This window comes from Pedobacter cryoconitis (assembly GCF_014200595.1).
Classification (GTDB): domain Bacteria; phylum Bacteroidota; class Bacteroidia; order Sphingobacteriales; family Sphingobacteriaceae; genus Pedobacter; species Pedobacter cryoconitis_C.
Window position 1 is genome coordinate 213,058 of the sequence record NZ_JACHCG010000005.1, and the last position, 25,158, is coordinate 238,215.

Below are 25,158 nucleotides of genomic sequence, written 5' to 3' on the forward strand. Positions count from 1 at the left end.
TTAGATAACCACCAGCCCTAAAAAGACAGACGAAATTGAACTCGTTTTAAAGCCTTAAAACAGCCTGCTGACTAAAGACTGTTATAATAGACAACGAGCTTAACCAGATCAGCATCATTCTTCAGGTTCAATTTATTTGAAGCAATAAAGGCATTAAGTTCTGCTTCTTTTCCCGGCAGTTCCTTGAGTACTGATTTTTTATCTTTCGAAATAAAGACAATATTTCCCGCCTGATTAACCAGATAATAATTAGTAGTAGCTACCACCGTTTTATCCACAGTAGCGGAATTATATTCTCTAGATGTGTTAATCGTTTTAATAGTCTTTTTCAAAAGTTTTGATTTACCATCAACCATGACCTCATAAAAACTCTTTGCTGAATTAGATTTAACCGCCGGGAATCCGCTTCTGAATACAGTACTATCTGCTATTTCTCCATAAGGAGCCAATTTGAATTCCTTTACATGATCAACAGCCAATGCTGTTCCATCTTTACCTTTAAAAATTACATCATCATTAATCTGATCATATTTCAGGCTAACCCCTTCATAAGTTTTGGCATCAGACATGATAACTTTACCAGTTATCCATTCAGGGCTAAGATATGGGGAACCGGAAACATTTTCATATACACTGGTCAACAATGGTCGCCCATTGACATCCTGCATATACATTCCCTGCCCCATAGATTTGAAAGCAATTAAAGAAACTATTACAAAACATAAAGAGATAATCTTTTTCATATTTTTTGATTTATAAGTTAAAGATAAGAAAGGCCTGTATAAAACGGGCCGGTTTCCCCGAAGAAAACCAGCCCGTTTTTTATTTACCGAAAAAAAATAGAAACCTTAATTATAACCAGGATTCTGAGTAATGTTCGGGTTATTGTTAGTTTCTGTCTGAGGGATTGGACCAATCCTTCTAAAATCAGCATAAGGAATGTTCAAAGCAGCTGTAGGGAACACGTTTGATCTTGTAATAGCTCTTTTTAAACGATTCAGCGTATGTAACCTGTCACCTTCAAACGCAAGTTCTTTTCTGCGCTCAACCAGGATATCTTCTAATAATTGTGATCCAGCCGACGCATAAACCAGACCCGGATCGCGTTGTGCTACCAGTGTATTCAGATACGTTAAAGCTAAAGGCTCATTGTTATTTCCTTTTGCTGCTTCTGCTGCAATTAAGTAAACATCAGATACTCTGATTACTTTTTTATCATCCCTGTCATCAGTTACAGATTTAAATTTCGTAACGATATAAGCAGGATTTTCAGCATTACTTCTTGCTCCGGCTTTAATCAGAGATTTTCTCACATCCGTTGCACGATATAAATTATATAGCTCAGGAGCACATAACAAATCACCATATCCATCCTGACTGTACATGTAAGCAAGCTCATCAGTACCCAGGTTCAATACATTATCTGAAACAACTTCAAACAACGTCTCATTTTTTGTTGCCGACTGAGGTGCAGTTGCCGCCCAGTAATTAACTACATTACCTGCCGCTAAAAGATTAAATCCGCTATTTTTAATTACATCCTCAGCGTAAGTTAAAGCTGTTGGGTAATCCCCTTTAAATAAAGCAACCTTGGCCTCCAGGCCACGTGCTGCATATTTAGAAAGATAACCACTACCTCTATAAGCAACAGCCATAGTGTATGCTTTGTCCAGATCCGCAATTATCTGCGTATAAACTTCACCTACAGTATTACGTTTCGGTTTCAATGTATAATCAAATGTGAGTACAAGTGGAACTCCCGGACTGGTAGGACTATCCGTATAAGGCCTTGCATAAAATTGCGCCAGCTCAAAATAGCACAATGCTCTTACTGCATAAGCTTCACCTTTATACTGATCTGTAGTTACACTTTGTGCTAAAGGAGAATTAATAATATTATTTGCCTTTAAAATCGTAGTGTACAGATTTGCCCAGATATCGCGGTATTCTGTAGCAGCCTGTGTCCAGGTATATGCACCAAAAGTTAAATATCTACCTGAATTTCTTGCAGATACAAACACATTATCTGCTGCCAAATCTCCTATTACCGGTATATTCCTCGCAAAACTATTTGTAGTAGTAGATGCGACTGATGCACCACCAAAAGCAACAAGAGCTGACCTAAGCGATGAATAGGTACCATTTAAAGCCGCCAGCATATCCTTTTCATTTGTAATTGCGTCTGCAACGTTTAAGCTGGTATACGGCTTCTGATCCAGAAAGCTCTTCTTGCAGGAGTTCAGCGAACCCAGCACGATGAATCCAGCCAGTATAATTGAATTTCTTATATATCTTTTCATTTTTTTTATCCTTTAAATTAGAAACCTACGTTTACTCCAAAAGCAATTGTTTTTGGCATATAAACTGTAAAATTTGTTGAACTGGTTGCAAAAGACTCTGGATCATAAGGCAGATTTTTGTCTCTTACCCATGTATACAAGTTTGATGCTCTGGCATAAACTTTTACACTTGAAACTTTAAGAGAAGTTAACGCTTTTTTAGGCAAATCATAGCCTACAGTAACATCTCTTAATCTAATATAATCACCTTTATATAAGAATCTTGTAGATACTGCATTAGAACTGTTAGAGTTATTATAAACGTATTTTGGAACGTTAGTAACATCTCCTGGCTTCTGCCATCTGTCCATTTGTGCAGCAACTCTGTTAAATGTCGCATTTGCGCCATCTGACTGTGTATAATTTGCCCAGGCATCTCTGATATAGTTACCATAGCTAAAATACAACATCGCATCTACACTAAATCCTTTATATTTAAATCCATTGGTTAAACTTCCAAATCCTTTAGGATCTGCCTGTTTTCCAGTGTTTACCTGTTGTGCAGAACCATAATTGCTTGTTGTTGCCGTTTTAGTTGCATCCGTATACCACAGTGGGTTACCATTTGCCGGATCTACACCTGCCCATTCTCTCATGAACCAGGTAGTAACGTTAGAGCCGATATCTCTTACTGTTACCCCAGAAATTGCTCTGCTTTGACCGTTAGACAACTCCAATAAAACGTTTTTATTAAAGGCGATATTAAATGACACATCCCATCTGAAATCACCTGCTATAACTGGTGTTCCCGAAACAGCAATCTCAACACCTCTGTTTCTCATTGATCCAACGTTATTGCTGAAAGAAGCGAAACCAGATGTCAGAGACAAAGGATCGTCTAATAATAATTTCTCAGATTTTCTTGAATAATAGTCTACATTAAATGCTAGCCTGTTTTTGAAAAAAGCAAGATCAATACCAATATCAAATGGCTTGTTTACTTCCCATGTCAAATTCTGGTTTCCTACCTGAGATGGAGCACTTCCACCAAGGCCGCTGTAATTATAACTACCTCCGAATGCATATAATGCTCTCCAGTCATAGTTACCAATACCAGCATTTCCATTTACACCATAAGATGTTCTGATTTTAAACTGATCTATCCACTTGTATTGTTTAATAAAATCTTCCTGATCTATATTCCAGCTTGCACCTACAGACCAGAAATTACCGTATGCATTATTAGCACTGAATCTCGAAGAACCATCTCTTCTGAAACTCCCTTGTAAAACGTATTTATTTTTATAAGAGATATCTCCTATAGCCAGCATAGAGGCAAAAGTATAGTCTTCATTTGAGCCATTCGCTGTGTTTAAAACAGATCCTGCTGAAGGAACGTTAAGATCAATATTTGCAGGTAAACCTGTTGTTATTGCAGTAAGTGTATAGCGACTCGATTTTTGAGCTTCATATCCAGCTCTCACATTTGCTACTAAAGAATGATCGCCCAGCATTGTTGCTGAGTAGTTTAATAAGTTAGTCGCTACCCAGTTAAAATATCTTGTATAATACCTTGCTGAATTACCTCCTGTATTTCTACCATCACCATAAGTCGGGTTCCAATAAGAATCCTCTTCCAGCGCATTGTAATCTATACCAATTTTCGAAGTAAATTTCAGGTTTGGAAGAATTTTATAGGCAAGATCTGCTCCACCAATTCCTTTAAGGGCACTGTATGAATTTTTATCCATTTCAATAACCGTCAGTGGATTAAAGATCGCTCCAGGTGTAAAATCTGTTGGCGAATTATTAATACTTCCATCAGTATTGCGCGGACTTTGATAAGGATTCAGAAAATAAGCTGCCAATACAGGGTTTCTAAAGGCTCCACCTGCTGAAGGGCCACTTTGACCTGAATTAGATACATTTAAATTAATCCCAAAAGATAATCTATCATTGTATTTGTGTCTTACATTCACAGCACCCGAGTAACGGTTAAATTCAGAACCTATTACTGTACCTTCCTGCTTGAAATAACCACCTGATATATTAAATTGAGTTTGTTCAGTCCCACCGTTTGCAGCAATATTATATTGTTGTTGTCTACCAGTTTGTGTTACTAAACCAAGCCAGTCTGTATCAACGCCCTGTCTTGCGGCCCCAACAATTGTGTTATCATAGTAATTATAAGCTGCATCAAGATTAGGGATAGGAGTTGCACTTACTTTTCCTGCATTAACCAATCCTTCTGCTGTTAGTTCTCTTAGCTGAGCAGCATTAAGCGGTTTGTTTACACCACTCAGGAATGCAGATTTTGCGATTCCATACTCTGCATCAACTCTGATCCTGGTTTTACCAGCTTTACCTGTTTTTGTGGTTATTAAAACGACACCGTTAGCTGCTCTTGATCCATAAATTGACGCAGCAGATGCGTCTTTCAAAACAGTCAGACTTTCAATATCATTAGGATTAAGTCCTGCAAGTGTATTACTTGTTGTTGTATTACGTGAAATATCACCAGAATTGATAGGAACCCCATCAACAACATACAATGGCTGATTACTTGCGTTTACAGAACTTGTACCACGAATACGAACATCCTGGCTAGATCCTGGCTGCCCGTTTCCTGAAACTGACATTACTCCCGCAACACGTCCTTGCAGAGCTTTATCAATAGATACCAATGGTGTAGCTTCAAGATCCTTGGCTTTTACTACCCCAATAGATCCTGTCTGCGTTCTTTTTGTCTGCTCACTACCGTAAGCACCAGTAATAACGACATCCTGTAAAGATTGAACATCGCTTTCTAAAGTGATATTAAGAACATCTGAGTTTGCGTTTCTGGTATGAGAGAGATACCCTAATGATGAGAATACCAATTCAACTGAACCTTTATTAGGTACGCTTATTGAGTATTTACCCGCTGCACCGGTTAGTGACCCGGTTTTAGTCCCCTTTACCCTTACGCTCACGCCGGGTATCGGCAGACCGTCTTCTTTTCCGGTAACAGTACCGGTAATGGTTCGCTGCTGAGCCATTGCTGAAATTGCAAATAGCATCATTACGAACAAACTTTGTAGAAGTTTTTTCATAAAATCTTTGGTTTTTAGTTTAGTTAATTAATCCAATATAGCCGATTAACCGGCAGAAAAACCTGAAAAATAAGTCAACATAATCATTATGACAAAACAATGACTAAAACGTTAAAGTGCTGCACAATAAATCATTAACGTCTGATAACACCCGAATAATGAAACTTTTATTAGCCAAAACAACATTTAATTTAACCAATAAAACATTAAAAGCTTAAATACACAACAATAAATAATTAATTGTAACGTTTGCGGTATTATTTCATTAATAGTATCTGGTTATCCAGAATTTAGAAGAAAACATTGCAATCAGATGATTTTTAGAAAAAACGATTAATAAGCATAAAAACTGATTTTGTATCTAAATTATCGCATTTCAAATAATGTATTCAACAGATACTATGTTAGAAGAATAATAATAACCAAAAAAGAAAATACACATATAACTGTAAAGAAACAGTTACAGTTACAATTTATCATTTTAGTGCCTTAATTACCCAAGAATTGGTGATACAAAATATCCGGCAAATTGTTTGCTTATATTACCATAATTCAAGACTATTTATATTCTTTTGTAAGCGTTTAACAATTTCCTATGAACATTCAACCTTCGCATTTAAAAAAAGGAGACAAAATTGCTATTGTCTGTCCTGCAAATAAATTAAAGAAGTCTATTGCCCCTGCAATAGCACTTTTGGAAAGCTGGGGGCTTCAGGTAATACAGGGAAAGAGCATTCATGCAGACCACTTTCAATTCGCCGGGGACGACGAATTAAGAACAGCAGATCTGCAAACATTTTTGGACGATGCTGATATAAAAGCAATTATTGCCGCCAGGGGAGGATATGGAGGCATCCGGATTATTGATCAATTAGATTTTACCGCGTTCAACAAAAATCCAAAATGGATAGCTGGCTTCAGTGATACAACTGCTTTGCTTTCTCACGTCCAGGCTGCATTCCATATCCAAAGTATACACGGCCAGATGCCCGCTTCATTTGAAGCAGGGACTCCGCTATCTTTAGAAACATTGAGAAAAGCCCTGTTTGGCGAAGAACTTCACTACAACTATACCAGCACGGCAATAAACCGCTCCGGCCAGGCAGAAGGAATTTTAATTGGTGGAAATTTATCGCTGCTGGTCGCTATGCAAGGTTCAGTTTCAGAAATGGACTATACCGGCAAGATTCTATTTCTGGAAGATGTTGGCGAACATGAATATGCTATAGACAGAATGTTACGTATGTTGAAACGCAGCGGGAAATTAGCCCTTTTAAAGGGATTAATTATCGGAGCCTTTAATGAGATCGAACCACAGGAAATTCCTTTCGGGCAGACCCCGGAAGAGCTGATTATGGATATAGTCCTGGAATACGACTATCCGGTCTGTTTTAACTTCCCTGTTGGCCATATTCCAGACAACAATGCATTAATTGTTGGAAGAGCCGCCATAATGAATGTGGACAATGCTGAAGTAAAACTAGCTTATCTATAAATATCACTAAAAATTATCCTGTAAAAAAAGCGGCTATCTAAATGATAGCCGCTTTTTTTACAGGATAATTCTTTTATTTAATTTTTCTTACCCCACCAAACCGGAACGTTCAGTGCTATAGTACCCGGGAAGTTTAAGTTACTAACCGACTCGCTATTAGGATAAAGCATTCTTCTTGGCGGCACAGTAGTTGACGCAGGTGCGGCTTTTGAAATGATCAGGAAGTCAGGATAACCTGTTCTGCGATATTCACTCCAAGCCTCAAAGCCTTGAAATCCACACATTGCATAATATTTCTGTACGATAATTGCTTTAACTTTTGCCTCAGTCGAAGCTGCTGCGGTTAAAGCAGTTTGTCCGTCTTTTGCAGTAGCAATATAAGTTGCAGCTATCGTAGGATCAGTAATTCCGGTCGCAACAAAACTTGCATTAATTCCTTTTGCAAATAAATCGTTAACATCACCAGTTGCCCATCCTCTTGCTACAGCTTCTGCTTGCAGGAAGTAACTTTCCGCAGCAGAGATCAACTTAACAGGAGCAAGCGCAGATTGTGCATTGTTAGGACTTGCACCTACCAAAGCAGAAGGAGTCGATACAACAGCAGTTGGAAATTGAGCGAAAGTTCCTTGCACCAAACTTGTAACATTAGTTGTTCCTGCAACTGGAACATAAAGTTGAACAACCCTTGGATCATTATTCGCTACAAACTGACTCACAGCTGTTGCACTCGCCACAAGATTCTGTGGTCTGCCTAATCCAACGATTTCACTAAAAAGCGGGTTATCATTACCACCAGTAGTGCTATATTTAATTGATGCATCCTTAGTCAGGAAAACTGGATTGGTTGCATATAAAGCAGCTATACCTGCACTCGCTTTAGCAGCATCAATATTAGTTAACCTTAAATAAGCTCTTAGTTTTAAAGTATTCGCGAAAGCTTTCCACTGTGCCATATCACCTTGAAAAACCACATCCTGCGACCCTGGAGGCTTAACTGCATTAGCTACGCCAATCAAAGCAATTCCTTTATCTATATAAGTGAAAATACTATCATAAACAGCAGCCTGAGGAACATACTTAGGCGATAAATTATTCGTTTGCAAGGCATCTCCAACAGGGATATCACCAAATGCATCAGTCGCAAGCTGGAAAGTATAAGCTTTAGTTAAATAAGCGATACCTTTTGTTTGCTCAACACCACCCACTTTACTATCAATAATTAGTTGTGCGTTAATTAATGCCTTGGTATAAATACGATTCCACACCTGATCAAAAGCTGTATTTGCGTCATTATAACGCTCAATTGATCTGTATTGACTCGCACTAGGGCCTTGCGTCCAGAATTGACCCCAGATATTACCATAAACCTGGAAATAATTTCCTACTACGGTACCCACAGCAACCTGAGAAACTGGCAACAATAAGTTAGGATCCGCAGTACCAGGCTTATTAGGATCCTGGTTAACGTCTAAGAATTTTTTACAGCCTGATAAACCTACCACGCCAATAAAAACAAGAAGTAATAACTTCTTAGGATTAAATATATGCTTTGCTCTCATAATGAGTAATTTTTAAAATGAAACTTTTAGATTGATACCATAATTTCTTACAGATGGCTGCGCAGTGAAGTCAAACCCTTGTGCATTTGAAGCACCAGAAGAGTTGATCTCAGGATCTGCGTATACGTTTTCTTTAGCTGTCCATAAGAATAAGTTGTTACCGTACAATCCAATAGTTAATGCACCAAAAGGACTACGTCTTAATTGATCTTTAGTAAATTGATAAGCAATACTTGCAGAACGTAGTTTAATGTAAGAAGCATCGATTACATTTACACCAGGAGCAACACTACCAGTATAATAATCTTGTTTGTTATAAGTTGCAGTAGTATTCACAACCGAAGCACCGTTTTCTATATAAACAGAGTTAGGATAGATAACATTCATTCTGTCTCCACCTGTAATCTCAGCAGCTCCTGAGAAACTTAAGATATCTTTAGTTCTCGAGAAAAATTTACCACCTTGTTTAGTATCAAATAATACACTTAATGATAACTGTTTGTATTTGAAGGTTGTTCCCAATGAAGCCTGGTAGTTTGGATTGTAACTACCCAAATATTGCGCACTCTTAGTTTGAAGAGGTAAACCGCTTGATTTACTTACAATAGTTCTGCCTTGAGCATCAGTCTGGTTAGTAACTCCGTAGAACTCACCATAAGGTCTGCCAACAGCAGCAACGATACCCATTCCACCAAATCCACCGATAGTAACCTGATCAACACCAGGTAAAAGTGAAACAACTTTACTATTATTTTTAGTGTAAGTTCCGAAAACTTCCCACGTGAAATCAGTTGTTTTTATTGGAGTACCTCTTAAGCTTAACTCCACACCATTATTTTGAATTTCTCCAGCATTTAACACACTAAAACCATAACCTGTAGAATTAGGAATAGGAACAGGTAAAATTTGATTTTTAGACTTGTTTTTATAATAACTGAAATCTACTGAGAAACGGTTATCAAAGAAACCCAATTCTGTACCCACCTCAAAAGAAGATGTTTTTTCAGGTTTAAGGTTTGCATTTCCAATAACATTGTCAATCATCAGACCAGGTACATTGTTAAAAGGGAAGGTTGTACCTCCAAAAGCACTATTAATATTTCCACGAACATAGTTAGTAGCCAATTGATAAGGATCAGTGTCATTACCAACCTGAGCGTAACTTGCACGAACTTTACCATAGGTCAGGTAATTTGAAACTGAAGAACCTTTCAACAATTCAGAGAAAACAAATGATCCACTTACACTAGGGTAGAAGAATGAATTATTTTGCGGAGGCAATGTTGAAGACCAGTCATTTCTGGCTGTTGCTTCTAAATAAATTAAGTTTTTGTACGAAAGGTTTAAATCTGCATATAAACCAACTAATCTTCTTTTGCTGATCTGGTCAGTTATAATATTAACAGGACCATTGCTATTTCCTAAGTTATACCATTCAGGAACAACCAAACCAGAACCTTTATTTGTTGCTGTTTGATTTATATTACTTGATCTCTGACGGATATTATTACCCAACATTAAAGATCCTTCAAAATCATCATTGAATTTATGACGCGCTGTAACCATTAAATCATGTACAAATTCAGTAACGTTAAACTGGTCAATTTCATAAGATCCAACATTTGTTACTTTATTAGCATCCGGATCATACATATTACCAGAATCGGCTGGAATAAAGCTATATTTTGGAGCGATCAATCTGCGTCGGTCTGAATAAGTATCAACACCAACTCTTTCTTTTACATCTAACCAGCTTGTAGGCTTATAACCAATATTGAAATTTCCTGTTACACGGCTAATGTTATCAGTATTTTGAAAACTTTGTAAAACATAATATGGATTCAGCGTATAAGCACCGTAATAACCATACATATTGTCATGGATTACTCCATCTGCACCTGTATAGCCATAACCATTATATTTGTTGCTCAAATCTTTCAAGCTACTCAAATCAATATCTCTTGGCGTTTGATATACGTTATTCAATACTGAAGAACCACCTTGTCCACCACCAATATTGGTACTGGCTACATTGGTATAATTGAAGTTAACACCAGCTGAAAATTTATTGCTGAAGTCAGTGTTACCATTAAACCTTACACCATACTTATTATAGTCATTACTTTTTCCAGGGAAAACTCCAGTAGAATTCAATGAATTTAAACCTAAATAGAAAGTAGATTTATCAGAACCACCAGAGAAACTCAGGTTGTTATCTGTTGCAAATCCTGTTTTAAAGAAATCTCTAACGTTATCTTTAACTGCTGAATAGGGTTTCTGTTGACGGACACCATCAATTTGTTGTCCCCAAGGTTGAACAGTTCCTGTAAAAGGAGCTCCCCAGCTACCATTTTCTCTTGGATCATTCACATACTGCTGAACACCATTAGTAACCAAAGGATTACCATCTTCATCAGTTGCATAATAACCTTGTCCATATTGATTCTGGAATTTAGGCAATTTTAAAATTGAAGAGAAGGTATTGGAAGTGTTAAAAGTAATAGAAGTTTTATCAGCACCTTTAGTACCACTTTTTGTAGTGATAATCAAGGCACCGTTAGATGCACGCGCTCCATAAAGAGCTGCCGCAGCCGGGCCTTTTAATACCGTTACCGAAGCGATGTCATCAGGAGCAATATCATTTCCCCTGTTACCAAAGTCAACACTTGATCTGTCATCACCACTACCAGCTGCACTACCGCCAGTAATACTGGAGTTATCGACAGGTACACCATCAATAACAATCAGCGCCTGGTTATTTCCATTAATCGAAGATCCACCACGAAGAACGATACGGGATGAACTACCAGGAGTATTGGAACTTGAAGTAATGTTTACCCCAGCTACTTTACCAGTTAAAGAAGTAATTGCACTTGGATTCCCGCCCGATGTTAATTCATCGTTTTTGATAGTTGGCGCAGAATAACCTAATGTTCTCTTTTCTCTCTTGATCGAGTTTGCTGTAACAACGACTTCACTTAATGATTTCGTATCAGCTGCAAGGCTAACACTAATTACATTACCAGCTTTAATTTCAACAAATTGATTAAGATAGCCTAGTGAGCTGAATTCAAGGCCTGTCGCTCCTGCCGGAACTTTGATTGCGTACTTTCCGTCAGATCCAGATTGAGCTCCACCTTGAGCTCCTCTGATTTTTACACTGACACCAGGAATGGGTTGCCCGTCATCCTTCCCTGTCACAGTACCAGTTATTGTTCTGTCCTGCGCCATTGCAGCTACTGCAACGCATAAGAACATGACCAAACTTAGTATAAGTTTTTTCATAAAGAATTAATTATAGGTTGTTAATAAGTTAATAAGGATCTAATATAACCTAAAATATTATGATTTTTATTTTTCCACTCTAATTTTGAGTGTTGTAACATAAAAATCATATGATATCTAATTTTTTGAATAAAAGGTTTATTCATAGTAGAAAACGCACTTTTTGACAGTCGAATTACCGCATTAAAAACAATAAAGAAGGTTTTGATTACCAGATTTTAAGTTTCGAAAAACACTTATAACCCACAGCACAATTTACTTAAGATAACAAGTTAACAGACGGACCTGATTATCCGCTTATTTCGTTTCCTGACAATCTCAGAAAAACTCTACACCTCCTGGTTCTAAAAGTTTAAAATAAAAAAGGCTGCCTCAAATAAGAGACAGCCTTAATATAATAATTATATAATCTTTTGCTATTTCATATTAGCAGGATCATCTACCTGGAATCCGGTTTTATGGAAACCTTCAACTTTATAGGTAACACCGTTAATCGTAATATCAAGTGAAATTAAATCTGTTGGTGTTTTAGAAACAGGTCCGGTAGTCCCGTTTGAAACCACTTTTCCATTTGCAACGTTAAAAGTTGGAATAGTGGTACTTGTAGATGCTACATTCGCAACATTTGTTCCTGTAAACGTTTGAGCATTTGCATCTACGGCCACCTTACCCTTCACACCAAGCGCAACAGTACCAGATTTAAGACCTGTAGACTGAAGCCACATTTCAGTACTTAAATTTGCAGCGGTATTATAAGTGGATAAGGTTATATAAGGACCAGTCCCGTTAACTTTAACGTACCAGTCTCCTGCAAGATTCTGCACAGCTGTACCACCAATTTCCTGATCTTTTTTACAAGAGGAAGAGAATAATACCAGCAATGCCATTACCACAGTATTTATTATAATATTTTTTTTCATGTTCTTCTGTTAATTAAAATAAACTATTTACCCCACCAAACTTTCGTGGTCAATGGAACTTTCGCAGGTGTATTTGTATTTCTCCTCACCTCACTATCCGGAAAAACGAAACGTCTTGGGAAATTTCCCTCTCCGGTTACCCCATTTGGAGTATATACAATCTGACCTGGAATATAACCAGGCTCATCAGAATAGATTGTACTTGTTTTTGGGTAGCCAGTACGGTTCTGCTCAAAAAATGCTTCTAATCCATGAGAACCAAAGAACGATGCCCATTTCTGAGTAATAATAGCTTCTAATTTAGTTTCAAAGTTACCAGTTGCCGGATAAGCATAAGTAGCTAAAATAGTCGCATCAGGAGTAATACCGACTTGTGCAAAGGCTGCTGCAACACCCTGATTATACAGAGTTAATGCATTTGCTCCACCAAAATAGCGTTCTGATACCTCCGCTTGCATAAAATATGATTCAGCAAGAGAGATAAAAGGAACCGGGTCCGTTGCATTTACGACAACATTTACAGCATCATTATACTCTGGATGCGCAGGGCCTCCAAGATAATCACCCTGATTAATTGAAGGTACAGGATTCTCAACCCCAAAGTAAGCCTCAGCTCTTGGGTCAGCATTCGCATCTAACCAACTTGTAAAAGTTGCACTTGCTTTTAAGTTATCCGGTGTATTTAACCTTCTAAAGTTGTACTCATAAAAAGGATTACTCTTATTTGGAGAGGAAACAAAAAGATCAACCTGCGCCGGAACATCTAAAAACTTAGCGTTAGCCGCATATAATGCTCTGATTCCTGCTTCGGCCTCAGCTGGTTTTGCATTCACCATACGCAGATACATCTTTAACTTTAAAGTATTGGCAAATTTTTCCCAGTTATCAAACTGTGCTGCCGTTTTTCCGAAAACAAAATCTGTAGCTTTCTGCTCTGCAGTCCATGGGCCAGTCTTATAATCTTTAGCCAGTGCAGCATCGATTTCTTTAATTAAGCCCTGGTAAATCGTATATCCATCATCAAACTTAGGCTGAAGAATTGTATTGATCTGGAAAGCTTCTGTATAGGGAACCTTATCATATAAATCAACCAGAACTTCATAAGTATATGCTTTCATTACAGTATACATCAAATTATATCTCCAGTTTTTAGCTTCAGCAGCTTTAGACAAACCTAGTGAATAATCGAATAATCCTCCAGAGAAAAGCGCACTATATGGACCATCTACATATTGAGAAGCACTCGGCAAATCATAAACATCGACAGTTCTGAACTGGCTTGAGTTATTATTTTGTGTCCAGAATTGTGCCCACATACCGCCGACAATAGACAGATCTCCACCAACCCTGCTCGCAGTGGACATTACAGCCGAAGGGAATAACACCTCCATTGTAGCAGATTCAATGGGTGGATTATTAGGACTTTGATTTATATCTAATGTTTTCTTACATCCAAGCGTAAGGACTAACAAAGAAAACACTGCTAATTTATTATTAAATATTTTTTTCATGATCGGTCGCTTAAAAAGTTATGTTTAAAGAAAGTCCAAAGTTCTTGGTAGAAGGCCCTGATCTGAATTCACCGAATTCACTTGCAAGATCATTACCCAAGTTTGATACTTCCGGGTCAATAGAACGATTCCCTTTAGGTAACCAAGTAAACATGTTTCTTCCGTAAGCAGTAATGGTTGCTCTTTCAGAACCAATTTTCTTAGCTACACCTTTAGGTAAAGCATATGAGAACGTGATATCTCTTACTTTTAAGAACGTTTTGTCCAAAATCCTGTTCTGATAAGCAGTTGCAAGTCCCTGAGTAGTATAATACAAAGAATTGAAGTTTGCTTCAGAAATCGGCGTTGTATTTTCAACATAAGTAACAGCACCGTTCGCACCAGTAACAGCTTTTACTGAATTTGGAATAATCATGGTACGTCTGTCGTTATAAAGCGTTTTAGGATCATTACCCACAAAGTTTAACAAATCTGCGGTACCTGAATAGAAGACACCACCTTTTCTATAATCTAAAGTAAAGGAGAATGTAAAGTCTTTATAAGTAAATCTGTTGGTAAAGCCCATCACAAAATCACGTTGTGAAGTACCATATTCACCATTTGTGCCTGATACAATAGGATAACCTCTATCTGATACAATTACTCTTCCCTGAGGATCAAAGCTTTGAACAGGAGCTTCAAAAACACCTAATGGTCTTCCAACTTTAGCCACAAATTTAGCATCATAAGCTGAGTTAAGATCTACTGAGGCCAATCCATCTGGCAATTCCAAAACAACGTTTCTGTTTTTGCTGAAGGTATAACCAAGTTCCCAGTTAATGTCCTGAGTTTTTACAGGAATCCCTGTAACTGCAATCTCAACACCTCTGTTTCTAACCTTACCAAAATTTACAACTCTGGCAATATAACCTGTAGATGGAGAAACATCAATTGGTAGAATCTGATTATTGGTTACACGGTTATAATAACTTACATCAATTCCTAAACGATTATCGAAAAACTTGATCTCACCACCTAACTCAGTTTCTGTACTTTTTTCAGGTTTTAAATTCTGATTATTCAAAGTATTGGAGATCGAGTATCCTGGTACACCCCCAATAGGAAAGATAATGTTTCCATAACCTAAAGGAATGCTTGCTCTTGTCAGTGTATTATAGATTCTGTATGGATCTGTATCACTACCAGTCTGGCCATACGCCGCTCTTAATTTCAACAAGCTGATTTTAGCATTTGACAAATCAAATGCCTGAGATAAGACTACAGCTAAGTTAGCTCCCGGATAAAAGAAACTGTTTGATGCAGTAGGAAGTGTTGAACTCCAGTCATTACGTGCATTCAATGTTAAATAAGCATAACCTTTGTAGCCAATTGCTGCCGAAGCATACATACCGAAAATTCTTCTGTGTGATTCAGTATTGGTTGAGGTAGGGTCATTCGCCGTATTGTTGATATTATAAAATCCCGGAATAGCCAGATTTTCAATACCAGTATATAAAGCTCTTGATCCACGGTCATTAAAGTTCATACCCACAAGACCATTGATATCAAAATCACTGCTAATTTTTTTAGAAAACAGTGCATTTAATTTAGAATCGTACTCAAAATATCTTTCAGCTCCTTCCACAACATTACCTACGCTCGCTTGTCTGTTATACCCTTCGTCGTTTCCTCCGCCTGCCCAGCTTCCTGCAACAGGATTGTTTTTTGCATTGAAAAGTTTATCACTGATGTTATTTAAATCAGCTCCCTGCTGGAATTGTAAAGTCAGCCAGTCTGAAGCTTTTACTTTGATGTCCACATTTCCATAAAGACGGTCACTTTTGAAAATTGATCCGTTCTCATTTACTGAATAATATGGATTTTGAGAGAATGGAGAAAAGTAATCATTTACATTATTGTATTTCGCAGTATAGTCTTTAAAGCTTTTGATAGGGTAATTTACAGGAATCTGTAAAACATCTTCATAAAAAGAAGAACCAATACCTGATGTGGACTGACCTGTTTGAACAAATCTTGAGTTTTTACCGATATAATTTGCAGAACCTGATATCGTCAACGCTTTATATTTCGTTGAGCCACCCAGTGTAAGTGAATTCCTTTTATAAGTATCATTTTTACCTGGCAAAATTCCATCACTATAAACATTACCATAAGATACATTAAAGGTAGAGTTATCATTTCCACCGCTAAATGACAAAGTATTGTTAAACTCTTTACCTGTATCAAAAGCATCTCTGAAATTGTTTTTAATAGCAGAGAATGGCTGTTTTTGCTGAACACCATCAACAATTGATCCCCAGCCCCTTTCCATACCATCTAATTTTGGTCCCCAGCTTCCGTTTTCTGCGATATAGTCAGTTTTATTCCAGCCTTGTCCGTATTTATCCTGCATATCAGGAACGATCGAAACCTGGGTAAAAGATGCTGCCGTAGAGAAATTGATTTTTAATTTTCCACTCTGACCTTTTTTAGTTGTAATTAGAATAACACCGCTTGATGCACGTGAACCATAAAGTGAACTTGCCGCAGCTCCTTTTAGAATACTGATACTTTCAATATCATTTGGATTGATATCATTTGCTGCGTTTCCAAAATCATAATTATCTGACAGATCACCAATACTTCCAACCGGAGATTCTCCTCCCGGACGTGAATTGTTAATCGGCACACCATCTACGACATATAATGGTTGATTATTACCTCCAATTGATGCGAATCCACGCAAGATAACTTTACTCGATCCACCAGGTGAGCCTGAAGTATTAGAGATATCAACACCTGCAATTTTACCCTGCAAACCTGCTGCAAGATTCGTAGGTGCTGCCCTGTTGATTTCTTCTGAACTAACCTGAGTTGAAGAATAACCTAAAGTTTTGCGCTCTCTTGATAGTCCAAGAGCTGTAACAACCACTTCATTTAATCCTTTACTGTCGCTTGCCAGCGAAATATTTACAGTTGATGAAGATGTTAGTGGTACAATCTGGGTTGCATATCCAATAAATGAAAACTGCAACGATTTAACAGAAGAAGGTGCTTTAACGGCAAATTTACCATCAGCCCCGGTAACAGCTCCACCCGGAGCTCCTACTAATTTCACACTAACACCCGGGATAGGTAATTTATCCTCCTGCGATGTTACTGTACCAGTTATTGTTCGTTCTTGTGCCACAGCTACTCCTGCAACAGATAAGAATACGAATAAACTTAGTATAAGTTTTTTCATAAATAATTTAATTAAATAATGGTTCAAATTGTTAGGAATGCGATCAGGATATGAAAGCATTTAAATAAATAGGATAGGCCGGTTATTTAATACTCAAGCCATCATCAGGCAAAGTTTAAATAATAGCTTTTGTTTTGGATTTGAGCGTTCTTAACTTTCTTCAACGCGCAAGAATGAATAAGCATTTAAAGACTCTTTCATTAGGTTTTCGTAATTTATGTTTATGTTCAGTTAATTAATTGTAGCTCTAATATAGATCATAGAAGATTCTCGTTACTGTTTTTGCTAAAACGATACACAATTATGACTTTTCTATGACTAATCCTTATGGGACTACAAACAAATGGTTAAACATCTAATACTTAACAAAATAAACTATCGAAAATGCACTAAAAAACAAAATATTAATTAAAAACCTTATTCTATTGCTAAAACACAAGAAATATAGTATTAGCAAAAAGCTGCTTACCACTTTCCCAAAACGAACGAAATGTTAAATTACAAGAGAGATAGATAATATTTCCTTTACCGGAGGGCTGCACCCCAAATAACATCCCCTGTGTTAATTTCTCCTGTACATTTTTACCAGCAATTCCAGTGACATATGCATCCTGTTTCAGCACGCCAACATTCCAGCCTTTTTGTAAAGGTTCATAAATCTTGTCATCCGTTTTCAAAGTATAATAGACTTCGCCCAGCCCTATGGAAAAAGGGTGGCTCTTATCCAGGGTAACTTTATAAATAGCTCCCGGAATAGCATCTGCGGCATTATCTCTATCCTTTTCATTATAATTCCGAAAAAACCCTTCTTTTGCCGTAGCAGTGGGAAACTCCTTTTTTCTGATCTCAAAAGGTTTGATGCCTGCTACACTTGAAATTGCATCTTCCAAAAGAATCACCTTACCACCAAGGTTAATCCAATCTTCTAATTTTTCCATATTTCTGCGCATATAAGATCCGTCAGGCAAAATCAGGACATTGGTCGTTGCCAGATTCAGGCTTCCAATACTTTGTTCGGATATAATATTCAATGGATAATTCAATTCCTGTTCAAAAAAGTGCCAGACCTCTCCAACACTCTGAGCAGAAATGTCCTGACCGGCAACCATCGCAACTTTAGGTACAGGAAGTAATGGATAAGCAGAAGAACCCAAATCTTTTCCCTTCTCTACATAACTGCCAGCAATGGCAAAGAAGGGTTTACGGTATTTTTTAGAAAGCGCAGCTATATCCTCTTCAATAAACTTATTTAGTTTCTCATTTTCAGATCTGTAAACCAATAATGACCCTGCCTGGCGAACCTTTCCTCCTACAGTAAAGGCTTGTTCAGCAATACGCACCTTAATATTTGCCCTGTGCAATGCGATTAAAATCTGAGCATCCTCCACAGCATCCCACGATAAAACCCATCCATATGGCTTTACCAGTGTTTGCACACTATCTTTTCGAAGTTCGGGTTCAGGGAACTCACCAACAAATACCTCTTTACACCCAAAAGCATTCAAACCATAAGCATAAGGTAATGCCCAGGCAGTAATATCATAGGTATTTGAATCCGTTACAATTGTTTGAGGCTCAAAAAGCACGTTAGCTAAAACAGACGCTGGTTGTTTAAGGCTAATTACCATATCATTCCTGCCCAACCTGAAAAGTGCCGTCTTTTTTGTCCCGAAATTAAACCCTGCAATTGTTTTATCACCACCAAAAGCATATTTGATATTATTTTTTGTTAACAAGGCAGCCATTTTTTTCATTCTGCTTTGGTTATCTGCTTTCACCACATAGGTTTTATAAGTGCCAGGAGGATAAGCAACGGCTTGTGTAAAATATTTTTTAAACTCCGCAACCAGCTTATAGGAATTATCAGAGACCGTTTCCAGTGTAGCCAGCCCTGTTGTCAGGTGATGATTGATCCTGTCCTTTAAAGTTAAAGAGTCGCCACTAGCGGTCACAACAGCTAAGCCAGCACCAATCCCACCTTGCTCGTAAGTCATTCCAATTGCACCGTTATATAAGGGATAAGTATCCCCATAAGAAGGATATAACAGATCGAACCGCTCTTTTGTAAAATATTGCCACCCATTTTTATCGAAATATCTGGCGTTATTTTTCCCTGCTATAACTTGAAATTCGCGTTGAAAAGCTGTGATATCCTGATGTACCGGTTCCGCAGCAGGTGCAAAATAATAGGGTTCATTATAACTTTGTTCATGAAAATCTATATGTACTTCAGGCATCCACTGATGATATAAAACCAGACGCTGTTGCGTTTCAACTTGCGATTGCCAGGCCCAGTCCCTGTTAAGATCAAAATAATAATGATTAGGGCGACCTCCTGGCCATGGCTCAATATGTTCTCTGGAAAGGGGATTCACATCAGGGACCAAACCTGCCACACTTGTATAATAATTAATATACCTTTCTCTTCCATCAGGGTTCAGACAGGGATCAATGATAACTATCGTATTTTTCAGCCAGTCTTTTGTTTGCCGGTTTACCCCTTCAGCTAAAGTGTACAGCATTTTCATTGCCGTTTCTGATGAACTGGCTTCATTTCCATGTACATTATAGCTTAACCACAAAACAGCCGGCTGTTTATTAAGATTGAGTGCTCCTGCTTCTGCCTTACTCAAACTTAAATTATTCTTTCTAAGCTGTTCAAGATTACTCATGTTCTCTTTTGAGGAGACTACAGCCACTAATAATTCACGATTCTCATAAGTCTTGCCATAATTGACGATTTTGATATTATTATCTGCTCCAGCCAGGTATTTAAAATAAGCCAGAATTTGATAATGTGGAGTAAACCTTGTGCCTAGTGGATAACCTAAAAATGTATCCGGAGATTTTATCTGCGCCTGAATAGCCGTTAAGCAAATGAATAATGATAAAAATAAGAGCGTAATTTTCTTCATCAGGCCAGTTTATTCAGGTTATTAATAATAAGTTAATTTGGAGGTTGTTTAAATTTAAACGATTTCTTAACACCAAAGTACTAAAGAATATTTTTTGTTTGTAATCCATAATGTAATTTTACGACCAATTACTACAACAACCTACGCCATGTCCCAAATTGAATCTATTTATCAGCATTACCTGTCAAACCCGGTTATCTGTACCGACACCAGGAATATTAGCGCAGGCTGTTTGTTCTTCGCACTCAAAGGAGAACACTTCGATGCGAATACCTTTGCAGCAGAAGCTTTAAAACAGGGTGCTGCCTATGCAATTATAGACAATGCGGAATATCAGATTAATGATTCCTGTTTATTGGTTGAGGATGTGTTAACTGCTTTGCAGGATTTAGCCCGTCACCACCGTACAAAGCTTCATATCCCCATTATTGGTTTAACAGGCAGTAATGGAAAAACAACAACGAAAGAACTGATCAATGCTGTACTCAGTGAAAAATATAAAACCTTTGCTACAAGAGGTAACCTGAATAATCATATTGGCGTTCCTTTATCAATTTTAGCTATTGCTCCCGGTACAGAAATAGCGGTGATCGAAATGGGGGCCAATCATCAAAAAGAAATTGAATTTCTATGTACAATTGCTCAGCCTACTCATGGGATGATTACCAATATTGGAATGGCTCATTTGGATGGATTTGGTGGCTTTGAAGGCGTGAAAAAAGGGAAAGCTGAGTTATTCACCTACCTTAAAAATACAGCGGGAATTGCCTTCATCAACAGAGACAATCCATACATTATGGAAATGAGCGGTGTTGCCGGATTAACTCACCTGGTTTATTACGGAACCGAAGGAGAGAATTCTGTGACCGGGCAACTCTTGAAATCAGATCCGCTGATTGAACTGAGCTGGAAAAAACAGGCAGAAGCATTTAAAGTTAAGGCAAACCTGACAGGAGCTTATAATTTCGAAAATATCCTGGCCGCAATTTGTATTGCGTCTTTCTTTGAGCTTAGTCCGGATCAGATCAATGAAGGTTTAACATCATATTTTCCGAATAATAACCGTTCACAATTGACTAAAACGGCGACCAATACGGTTATTTGTGATTTCTATAATGCCAATCCAAGCAGTATGACCGCAGCGCTGGGCAATATCTCTATTCTGGAAGCCAAAAACAAAGTTGCTATTATTGGCGATATGTTTGAACTAGGGCCGGAAACTGAACAGCAACATCATTTAATAGCCGCTTTAGCCGAAAAATCAGGATTAGATACTGTCATTTTAATCGGTAAGCATTTTTATGCATTAAAAGACACGTTTAAAGGTCTGTTTTTTAATACGCCGAAGGAGGCTGAAGCCTGGTTAAAAGCGAACCCTATAACAGAGAGCCTTGTTTTATTGAAAGGTTCAAGAGGTATGGCTTTGGAGCAATTATTGCCCATCTTATAAATCAATAACAAGATTATATTAAAATCAGATTTTGTAGAGGTTGCAGATAGGTTGTGTTGCAGTTTAGCCCGCCATTGAACCGGTATTGAAGTAGCCCAGGCCGGCTCAATACCGGTTCAACGCCGCTTTAGTGCCGCTTCAAACTGCAACACAATCCCTACAGTACTGCAATTCAAATGCAGAACAACTTAAGGCAAAATCAATAAAAAATAATATTTATTTTTCGACCGCAGCATTAACAACATCCTTTCTCAACAAATGCAGTTCACGGCTAAACTCTGCATTTGATTTAATAATGGACAATTGAAGATTATTTAGTTTTTCTGTTTGATCTTTTAGTTGTTTATCCTTTTCAAGAAGATAAAGTGTAAGTTCTTCTATTTTTTTTACCAACAATCTATTCATTTCACCTACATTTACACCTTCTTTAGCCACTTCTTGTTCCGAAGGAAATTCAGGTAAATGCCGGTTTTTTTCAATATATTTTTCTAATTCTGTCAAAGAAAGTAACTGATAATCTTCTTTAAAAACATAATCTGGCCAGTTAGCCGTTTCAACCAATAATTCCTTACAGCGAATATTTCCATTTACTGATAATTTCTCCATGGGGTTTTCGATACCAATACCTACATTGCCATCTCTGGTCAATCGCATCTTTTCTTTCAAATTAGTAAAAAAAGCAAGGTCATGATTGGAGATAGTACCAACAATTCCCACAGTGGTTCCACCAGCACCAAAAAGAGTATTGACGGTATTATTCCCCGCAGTTACATAAGTGTTGCTATTATTTGAATTGGAAATTGTCAATTTATTATCGGGTACACTTGTACCAATACCTACGTTACCATCTCTGGTCAACCGCATTTTTTCTTTCATATTAGCAAAAAAAGTCAGGTCATGATTAGAAGACGTACCTATAATCCCAATCTGATCTCCACCAACTCCGAAAAGAGTACCGACAGAATTATTCTCCACAGTTATATAGGAATTACTATTGCTTGATTCGAAAATACTTAGTTTATTAGCCGGCGTCCTTGTTCCAATTCCAACATTACCATTGCTGGTTAACCTCATGTTTTCTTTTAAATGAGTATAAAAAGCAAGATCATGGTCAGAAGATGTACCTACAATCCCAAACTGATTACCTCCAGCGCCAAAAATGGTGGCAACAAAATTATTACCCACAGTTACATAACTATTTCGGTCACCTTCCTCGAAAACGGTTAGTTTACTAACTGGGTTAACTGTGCCAATTCCTACATTACCTGTATCTTTCCACGGAAAGGTATTTTGGCCATAGGAGTAATTCATAGCCATAACCGCTACAATAATCAACAAAGATCTTTTCATAAGTTTACGTTAAAAAATATACTACAAATATATACCTGCATTTCTAACAAGGCACGGTTATTCGAATTTTTAAGTAAATTAATTTTAAGAAACTCTCAAGTTATTTTTCAAACACTCTCTATTTAACTGGAACCCCGGATACGGTAATTCCTGCATCGCTGATTTCCTTTAAAGGATTATCGCGCATATTCTGTTCAATTTCAATAGTATACTTTCCTGCTTGCGGAAAATGATAATTAGTCAGCAATGGGAGAACAGAAGTATATAAGTTTCCCGAACCTTTTCCAAGCCACTGCCCGTCAGACTCTGCCAGCTTGTATTCATAACGTCTGGTTATTTTAGGTAAACCAGGGCCACTCAGATGCATTAAAATATAAATATTGGAATACCTGTAATCAGCAGTATGCCTAAGCTTAAACTTAAGAGATACGGGCATTGCAGGATTTTTAATCTCCGCAGTGCCCTTAATCTTATTGACATAGCTCCAGTTGCGCTGAGGCATTTCTTCGTTCGTATCAATCAGGTTATTTGTATTACATCCCAGCAGTCCTGTTGCCAGTAAACTGAAAAACAACAATACAAAAATCTTAATTCTCTTCATTCTTTGGCTTATCCGTTGGTTTGTTACGTCTGCGGTTATTCCTCGACCTGTTATTTCTGCTCGCAGAAGGGGCTTTAACAACTTCTCCATCTTCTGTTTTAACTGCCTCAGGTGCTTTTTTCACTTCCTGATTTCTTCTGTTTTCAGCAGGTTTCTGGTTCGGCTGTGCAGTTTTCTGAGCTGGCTGACCTGGTTTTACACCCGGCTGACCTGCTTTTGCGTTTTGCTGATTTGGCTTAACAGCAGGCTGCCCGGGTTTAACAGCCGGCTGACCCGGCTTTACTGCGGGTTGACCTGGCTTTACACTACGTTCAGGCCTGTTAGCCGCGTTCGTTTTATTTCTGTTATTGTTATTCCTTGCGTTTTTATTTCTTGGTTTATCGTCCAGACGGGTTAAACTATCCTGACCAACAACATTTTCATAATCAGGGATTTTCTCCACAAAAGCTGTCGTTGCTAATTCTACCGCTTCATCTTTTAGATTAACCGGTTTCTGGCCTTTTTTATTCATGGCCATGATTTCTTTTACACGGTCCACCTTCAATGGAATCCAGTCTTCCTGATTTGGATAACTAAACCACATTAATTTCTTGAAAATATCAGTTTTTTGATGGCGTGCAGTACCTATTTCAGTTTGAAGGCTCTCCACACGATCCGGGATATCCTTCAGAGCATCCAGATAAGTATCCAGCTCATAGTTCAAACAGCATTTCAGCTTACCACATTGTCCGGCAAGTTTTAAAGTATTCAAAGAAAGGTTCTGGTATCTTGCAGCAGCAGTAGAAACTGTTTTAAAGTTAGTTAACCAGGTAGAGCAGCACAATTCACGTCCGCAAGATCCAATTCCACCTAATCTTCCAGCTTCCTGACGCATTCCGATTTGTCTCATTTCAATCCTGATGCGGAAAGTTTCAGCCATTTTCTTAATCAGCTCCCTGAAATCTACCCGCCCTTCGGCAGTATAGAAGAAAGTCGCTTTGGTTTTATCTCCCTGATAATCCACGTCACTGATTTTCATCGAAAGACGCAGGTCAAGAGCCAGCGTACGGGCCTTGTGCATGGTTTCCCATTCCAGATCTTTAGCGAGTTTCCATTTGTCCACATCAGCTTCTGTCGCTTTTCTGTAGACTTTGCGGGTCACCTGATCCATTGGTGTTTTACGGCGTTTCATCTGCATACGCACCAGTTCTCCTGTTAAAGAGACATGGCCAATATCATATCCGCCGGTAGATCCTTCTACCGCAATCAGTTCCCCGATTTCCAGATAAATATTATCAGTATTCAGATAAAATTCCTTTCTCGCACCTTTGAATTTAACCTCTATAACCTCGAAAGGCTTATAATTAGAAGGCATGTCCAAATTAGACAGCCAATCGTAAACTTCCATTTTCTGACAACCTCCAGTAAGGCATGAGCCATTACTTTTGCAGCCTGAGGGGGCGCAACCGCCACCTGTAGAACAACTTCCACATCCCATA

14 protein-coding genes are annotated in these 25,158 nt (G+C 37.9%); 2 read left to right on the forward strand and 12 right to left on the reverse strand.

What is annotated here, in order from left to right:
• Positions 1–71 precede the first annotated feature (71 nt).
• The 3 genes from HDE70_RS23440 to HDE70_RS23450 form a co-directional block, all read right to left on the reverse strand.
• Positions 72–743, reverse strand: a complete 672-nt coding sequence (locus HDE70_RS23440; protein WP_183891999.1) for a hypothetical protein — start codon at positions 741–743, stop codon at positions 72–74.
• Between the two features lie 105 nt (positions 744–848).
• Positions 849–2,300 (reverse strand): RagB/SusD family nutrient uptake outer membrane protein, encoded by a 1,452-nt coding sequence (locus tag HDE70_RS23445; RefSeq protein WP_183892000.1) that lies wholly within the window; start codon positions 2,298–2,300, stop codon positions 849–851.
• A 17-nt stretch (positions 2,301–2,317) separates the two neighbouring features.
• A complete protein-coding gene (locus tag HDE70_RS23450; RefSeq protein WP_183892001.1) occupies positions 2,318–5,371 on the reverse strand; it encodes a SusC/RagA family TonB-linked outer membrane protein in 3,054 nt (1,017 codons plus the stop codon).
• A 595-nt stretch (positions 5,372–5,966) separates the two neighbouring features.
• Here HDE70_RS23450 and HDE70_RS23455 point away from each other — a divergent pair.
• The gene (locus HDE70_RS23455; RefSeq protein ID WP_183892002.1) at positions 5,967–6,866 is read left to right on the forward strand and encodes an LD-carboxypeptidase; all 900 of its coding nucleotides are present in this window, start codon (positions 5,967–5,969) and stop codon (positions 6,864–6,866) included.
• Positions 6,867–6,943: 77 nt separating this feature from the next.
• On the opposite strand, the gene HDE70_RS23460 is transcribed toward HDE70_RS23455, so the two are convergent.
• The 6 genes from HDE70_RS23460 to HDE70_RS23485 all read right to left on the reverse strand — a co-directional run bounded on the left by HDE70_RS23460 (position 6,944) and on the right by HDE70_RS23485 (position 20,279).
• Positions 6,944–8,425, reverse strand: coding sequence for a SusD/RagB family nutrient-binding outer membrane lipoprotein (locus HDE70_RS23460; RefSeq protein WP_183892003.1), 1,482 nt, complete (start codon positions 8,423–8,425; stop codon positions 6,944–6,946).
• Positions 8,426–8,437: 12 nt separating this feature from the next.
• Complete coding sequence (locus HDE70_RS23465; RefSeq protein WP_183892004.1) at positions 8,438–11,710, reverse strand: SusC/RagA family TonB-linked outer membrane protein; 3,273 nt, start codon at positions 11,708–11,710, stop codon at positions 8,438–8,440.
• 416 nt (positions 11,711–12,126) lie between these two features.
• Positions 12,127–12,630, reverse strand: a complete 504-nt coding sequence (locus HDE70_RS23470; RefSeq protein WP_183892005.1) for a lipid-binding protein — start codon at positions 12,628–12,630, stop codon at positions 12,127–12,129.
• A 23-nt stretch (positions 12,631–12,653) separates the two neighbouring features.
• Positions 12,654–14,141 (reverse strand): SusD/RagB family nutrient-binding outer membrane lipoprotein, encoded by a 1,488-nt coding sequence (locus tag HDE70_RS23475; protein WP_183892006.1) that lies wholly within the window; start codon positions 14,139–14,141, stop codon positions 12,654–12,656.
• A 10-nt stretch (positions 14,142–14,151) separates the two neighbouring features.
• Positions 14,152–17,364: a SusC/RagA family TonB-linked outer membrane protein gene (locus HDE70_RS23480; RefSeq protein WP_183892007.1), complete on the reverse strand. Its 3,213-nt coding sequence runs from the start codon at positions 17,362–17,364 to the stop codon at positions 14,152–14,154.
• 428 nt (positions 17,365–17,792) lie between these two features.
• A complete protein-coding gene (locus HDE70_RS23485; protein ID WP_183892008.1) occupies positions 17,793–20,279 on the reverse strand; it encodes a M14 metallopeptidase family protein in 2,487 nt (828 codons plus the stop codon).
• Positions 20,280–20,427: 148 nt separating this feature from the next.
• Here HDE70_RS23485 and HDE70_RS23490 point away from each other — a divergent pair, with 148 nt between their 5' ends.
• Positions 20,428–21,729 (forward strand): UDP-N-acetylmuramoyl-tripeptide--D-alanyl-D-alanine ligase, encoded by a 1,302-nt coding sequence (locus tag HDE70_RS23490; protein WP_183892009.1) that lies wholly within the window; start codon positions 20,428–20,430, stop codon positions 21,727–21,729.
• Between the two features lie 216 nt (positions 21,730–21,945).
• Here HDE70_RS23490 and HDE70_RS23495 read toward each other — a convergent pair whose 3' ends face one another.
• The 3 genes from HDE70_RS23495 to ricT all read right to left on the reverse strand — a co-directional run bounded on the left by HDE70_RS23495 (position 21,946) and on the right by ricT (position 25,157).
• Complete coding sequence (locus HDE70_RS23495) at positions 21,946–23,079, reverse strand: hypothetical protein (protein ID WP_183892010.1); 1,134 nt, start codon at positions 23,077–23,079, stop codon at positions 21,946–21,948.
• Positions 23,080–23,197: 118 nt separating this feature from the next.
• Entirely contained in the window at positions 23,198–23,680 is a 483-nt protein-coding gene (locus HDE70_RS23500; RefSeq protein ID WP_183892011.1) for a gliding motility lipoprotein GldH, read from the reverse strand.
• On the reverse strand, positions 23,667–25,157 hold the full coding sequence (ricT, locus tag HDE70_RS23505; protein WP_183892012.1) for a stage 0 sporulation family protein: 1,491 nt from the start codon (positions 25,155–25,157) through the stop codon (positions 23,667–23,669). Before ricT ends, HDE70_RS23500 begins: the two co-directional genes overlap by 14 nt.
• Between the last annotated feature and the right edge of the window lies 1 nt (position 25,158).

Excerpts from the sequence above, each read along its gene's own strand:
- HDE70_RS23450 (WP_183892001.1), bottom strand. The coding sequence starts at position 5,371 with ATGAAAAAACTTCTACAAAGTTTGTTCGTAATGATGCTATTTGCAATT.
- HDE70_RS23455 (WP_183892002.1), top strand. The coding sequence starts at position 5,967 with ATGAACATTCAACCTTCGCATTTAAAAAAAGGAGACAAAATTGCTATT.
- HDE70_RS23480 (WP_183892007.1), bottom strand. The coding sequence starts at position 17,364 with ATGAAAAAACTTATACTAAGTTTATTCGTATTCTTATCTGTTGCAGGA.
- HDE70_RS23500 (WP_183892011.1), bottom strand. The coding sequence starts at position 23,680 with ATGAAGAGAATTAAGATTTTTGTATTGTTGTTTTTCAGTTTACTGGCA.
- HDE70_RS23445 (WP_183892000.1), bottom strand. The coding sequence starts at position 2,300 with ATGAAAAGATATATAAGAAATTCAATTATACTGGCTGGATTCATCGTG.
- HDE70_RS23440 (WP_183891999.1), bottom strand. The coding sequence starts at position 743 with ATGAAAAAGATTATCTCTTTATGTTTTGTAATAGTTTCTTTAATTGCT.
- HDE70_RS23460 (WP_183892003.1), bottom strand. The coding sequence starts at position 8,425 with ATGAGAGCAAAGCATATATTTAATCCTAAGAAGTTATTACTTCTTGTT.
- HDE70_RS23495 (WP_183892010.1), bottom strand. The coding sequence starts at position 23,079 with ATGAAAAGATCTTTGTTGATTATTGTAGCGGTTATGGCTATGAATTAC.
- HDE70_RS23475 (WP_183892006.1), bottom strand. The coding sequence starts at position 14,141 with ATGAAAAAAATATTTAATAATAAATTAGCAGTGTTTTCTTTGTTAGTC.
- HDE70_RS23490 (WP_183892009.1), top strand. The coding sequence starts at position 20,428 with ATGTCCCAAATTGAATCTATTTATCAGCATTACCTGTCAAACCCGGTT.
- ricT (WP_183892012.1), bottom strand. The coding sequence starts at position 25,157 with ATGGGATGTGGAAGTTGTTCTACAGGTGGCGGTTGCGCCCCCTCAGGC.
- HDE70_RS23485 (WP_183892008.1), bottom strand. The coding sequence starts at position 20,279 with ATGAAGAAAATTACGCTCTTATTTTTATCATTATTCATTTGCTTAACG.
- HDE70_RS23465 (WP_183892004.1), bottom strand. The coding sequence starts at position 11,710 with ATGAAAAAACTTATACTAAGTTTGGTCATGTTCTTATGCGTTGCAGTA.
- HDE70_RS23470 (WP_183892005.1), bottom strand. The coding sequence starts at position 12,630 with ATGAAAAAAAATATTATAATAAATACTGTGGTAATGGCATTGCTGGTA.